Here is a 4,628-nt window from a genome sequence, read left to right on the forward strand (position 1 = left end):
GGTCGGGAAGTACCGGTAGGCGACGCCGACAGGTGGTCCGGCCGGGCGGCGCGCAGCGCCTCGGCGGTCTCCGTGGCCAGCCGGATCGCGTTGTCGCGCGCGGAGGTCATCCGATATCCCGAGAAGATCGACTCCAGGGCGGCCGCGAGCAGTGGAACTGCCTGGCGCAGTGGCTCGTCGCGGTGCAGTGGTCCTTCCCGCTGCAGTGGCTCGTCGCGGATCTGTGCGGGCGAAGGAACCCGCAATGCGGCGAGTTCGTCCGCGAGGGCGGAGATCGTTCCTTCGACTTGGCGCTGCTCCTCGGCGACCGCGTTGGAGATTTCGTCGATCATCCGGCTAGGCGGCTCCTCCTCCCGCAGCCGGCCCAGAATGACGCCGACGATCTCCTTGTGTAACCGTTCCCGGGGCCCGGGGTCCGCTGCCCGGGCCGCTGGCACGAGCCCGCCGCCCGGGCCGGCGACGGGGCCGGCCAGCAGCCCCGCGACCCGGCGCAGCTGACCGCGTAGCCGCTCCGCACTCGCCAGGTCCGCCGGCAGACCGACCGGTTCGATGATGGCGGTGAAAAGACGGCGCACGGGGTCCGCGGCCGTGCCCTGTTCGGCGGAGCTTGACCAGTTCGAAGCCCGCAGGCGTTCGTACCGTTCGCGGAGGTGTTCGCGGACGGCGAGCGCTCCGGCGCCTGCCGTCGCTGCCGGGGCCGGAGCGCCCGGCGTTGCCGGGGCCGTCGAGCGTCCCAGGCCGACGGCATCGGTCGTGGTCGAGAGGGGTGCCGGATCCGGGGGACCCGACGTACCCGAACCACTCGCGGTACCCGAACCACTCGCGGTACCCGAACCACTCGCGGTACCCGGGACGCCCGTACGCGGAGCACCCGCGGTATCCGCGAGGGCGGCCAGGTCGCCGCCGGGCGGCGGCGCGGCGGTCCTCCCGACCCCGTTCTCCACCACCCGCCGGCACCAGGGTTCCGGCCGGCCCGGATCGAACATCTCGTCACCGACCAGGGCCAGCAGGTCGCCGATTCCCCGCATCCCACCGCGGCCGTAAAGGTCCACGAGCAGCCGGGCGGCGGTGGCCATGATCGGTGGAGCGTCCGGCCCGCCCCGCGGATCCACGTGGATCGCGGCGGGCTCCCCGTTGCCGGCACACTCCGGTTCGAACGGGACGAACAGGAACCGCGGGCCCGGCTCGTCGGTGTGCCGCGCGCCCGAGGGGACGGCGCCCGAGGGGACGGCGGTCGCATGCGTGGAGAAGGTCAGCCGGTAGGGCAGAACACCTTCGAGGATCTCCACCAGGGCCCACATCAGCGTGAGCGCCTCATCCGAACCGGTGTGGGCCACCACGAAGGGACGCTCGGCCCGCGACCATGCCAGTACCGCCGCGATGAGCGTGACGAGCCGATCGCGCCGCACCCCCGCGCGCGCCGACTGGCGCAGGGCCCGCTCGCCCGTCCGTCGGCGTGCGGTGAGGTCGCGCAGGTGCAGGGGAGCCAGCCGCGGGACGGCGCGGGAGCTACCCACCACGATCCCACCCGCCGCGTACAACGCGAGCCCCACCCGTTCGGTCAGATAGTCCGCCCGGCCGATCAGGATGTGGGCACGCAGCCGGGCCCGGCTCTCGCCGCCGCGTTCCGGGATCCGGATTCGGTGCACGAGCGCCGCTTCCGGGATGCGGCGCGGATCCCTCGCCGTGAGATGGTCCGGCGTCTCGGGATGATCCGGAGACCGGATGATGTAGGTGAGCGCCGACGGTGGGTGGGGGACCCGGCTCTCGTCGAGCTCGACCTCGCCGGCGAGAAGCCCGCTCCAGGACCTGGTCACCGTGGAGCCCAGGGAGCTTGCCGCCGGGAGGTGACTCTCGCCGCCCGTCCTGCTCCGGCGCGACCAGGAATAGATCATCTGGTCGAGCCGCGTCGCCTCCGCTGCCCAGCCGGACCGTGCCCTCGGCGTCCCCAGGTGATCGATCACGGTAGACACCCGTTCCGCCGGGCCCGACGGCGTCGCTGAACACGCCAGCCGCGACAAGCGCCGAGGACGACGGATCCGGCGGCGACGCCTTCCCGGGTGTCTTCAAATCCGCTCGCACCCGCCGGTGATACTTCCTTCCGGGGGCCGTAATGCCGGGCCGCGTAATGTTGGTCCCGCACGAAAGTCCTGGTCCTAGCGGGTGGGCATGAGGACAGGAGCCCCCTGGCCGCTCGCTGCTTCTCAGCCAATGCTCGCCCCCCAGACGGCGGTCCCTCAGCCGGGCATTGATCGTGCTGTCCCGGTGAATTATGGCGTGCTGGCGGAAAAATATTCCTGGCGCCCGGTAGACGTCCAGAGGAGTCCTGAAAAATCGGCCTTGCGATCGCTGTCGGCCCGTCGGTTGCGATCCTTCCGCGGGGTGTGCCGTCGCTCCCGCCCGAGGAAGGATCGCAACCGGGCCCAAGTCGTACCCCCGACGAAGTTCTGTAGTGCCCGCTGCCGTACCGCCGGTATATGTGTGCGCGGGGAACTTCCGCGGTCGTCCTTTTGTCGCATGGTGGGTCGCTGTTGTAGACAAGGTGTTGACGTGATGTTATTCGGCTTGTTCATCGCCCCGGATGTGCCCGCCGCCGCAGGGCGCGGTTTGTTCGCGGAATTGGTGGGATCCATCGAGCTGATCGGTGCGGGGGCGGTGGTTCCGGCGCCAATAATCCGACGGATCTCACGGCGAGTGACGCTATCCGGGGGAGGCGGATCTGACGTTGAATACCGTCACACGATGCGATCGGTGAACGGTCTTCGGCCGAGATCGAGGTTGTCATGGCCGTGGCGCGATTCCTGAGCTCCCGGTAGTGCGGGGGAGAACACCTCGGGGACACACATACATCTCGCTGGAAGGGCGATCAGAACCGGCCCGCTTCGTACCGTCCGACGGCTTCTCGGTCGGGTGGCCGGTCAGGTGGTGGGCACGGCCGCGTCGGCGCGTGGCCGGACGAGGGTGAACCGGTCGAACGGGACCGGCGTCGGTGCACTGGAGTCGTACACGGTCACCCGGATGCTCGTCGAGCCGCCCGGTTCACCTGGATCCACCTCGAAAGCCGCGAAGGCGTATGGATGCTCCGGTGCCCGGAAGGCGAGCCAGGGCGCCTCCTCCCTCGCCCGGGCCGATCGGCGATGCCACCCGCCGGGATCCTGTTCGTGCACGCCGACGATGACCCAGCAGGCGGGTGGATCGAACAGTGCGTGCGCGGACGGCGACGATGATCCTCCGGTCCCCACGAGCAGGTGGACGGTGCCCGCCGAGGTGTCGAGCAGGTCACCGGCCCCGCCGACAGCCGCGGCGCCCGCTCCGTCAGCGGTCTTCCGGGCGGGCGTCGTCGCATCGGGGACCGGGCGGGGAGTCCGGGTCGCGCTGTCCGGCACGACCCCGCGCAGCGGATGAGTGCGCTCGTAGTGGTGCTCGTGGCCGCAGAGCACCAGATCCACCTCGTAGGTGTCGAACAACGGCAGCCATTCCTCCCGGATACCGAGGTCGGCGCCGTTGTGCTCCGCCGCGGTCGATACCGCGGCGTGGTGCATGCCGACGACGATCCAGTCGATGCCGGGATCGGCGCGGGCCTGTTTGAGGGTCCGCTCCAACCAGGAGGTCTGCCGGCCGGCGGTGTACCCATGGAGGTAGACCCGCCCGCTGTCCTGATAGCAGACGTCGGCGGCGCTGAGCATGACGAACCGCACGCCGCCGACGGTGAACGCGTACCAGAGCCCGGCGAGGTAGGCCTCCTCGTCGTGCTGGGGAAGGGCGAAGTAGGCCTGGTAGGCGGCTAGCCCCAGCGCTCCGTTGCCCCGCTCGGTCTCATGGTTGCCGTTGCAGGGCATCCACGGCCGGAACCGGGCGGAGGAGCTGATCATCGTGAACCAGTCGAACCAGGCGCGAACCGGATCTGTGCGCTGGTTGGCGTACGACAGGTCGCCGTTCGCGAGGTTGAACAGCGGCGCGAGGCGTTCCACCCCGGCCACCACGTGGCGTGACGCGGCCGAGCCGTACGGGTCATGCGGCTCGTCGGTGCCCTGGTCGCCGAAGCAGGTGAAGCTGAAGGCGGCCCGGTGCCGTGGAGCCGTGCGGAACGACCCGTGGGCCAGGCCCCAGCGCCCGTCATGACCCACGTCATAGCGGTAGCCGGTAGCCGGCAGGAGGCCGGACAGGTGCGCATGGTGGGCGAAGACCACCTCGTTCGTCAGGGCGTCCGTGTAGGAACGGGTGAGCGCGGTCACCGAGTCGGTAGACCCGCCATCCGCCGGGCCGAACCGTACCTGGGGCCGTGGGACGGCAGTTCGGGTCAGCCACGAGACGACCATGGACGTGGCGGGATCAGAGCCGAAGGTCAGGTGAACGCCAAGCGCGACGTCGGGACTACCAGTCACCAGCGGAGCTCTCCGTTCGCCGAACCAGCAGTCCGAACCATCCTCGGGGCGATGAAGTTGTGCCTGTGCTGTGCCGGCAACCGGACCCGATCTCGCCAGGTGCCCCGGCTGGCAAGGTGGTTATCCGGTGGCTGACATTTTCCCATATTCCGTTACCGGTCGCCGACTGAGCGGTGTGACCGAGCGATGTGTGAGAGAACGAACGTGTTCCAGCTCTGGAGCGACCAGCCCGGATACGCGGCC

General features: G+C 70.1%; 1 protein-coding gene and 1 pseudogene. Both read right to left on the reverse strand.

Annotated elements, in window-relative coordinates:
- Positions 1 to 1,964 (reverse strand): annotated as a pseudogene (locus tag AC08OV_RS05890) (hypothetical protein); the annotation flags it as partial.
- Between the two features lie 954 nt (positions 1,965 to 2,918).
- Positions 2,919 to 4,385: a purple acid phosphatase family protein gene (locus tag AC08OV_RS05895; RefSeq protein ID WP_476613980.1), complete on the reverse strand. Its 1,467-nt coding sequence runs from the start codon at positions 4,383 to 4,385 to the stop codon at positions 2,919 to 2,921.
- Positions 4,386 to 4,628 lie beyond the last annotated feature (243 nt).

It is taken from the genome of Frankia sp. CeTa3Moorea (assembly GCF_978021225.1).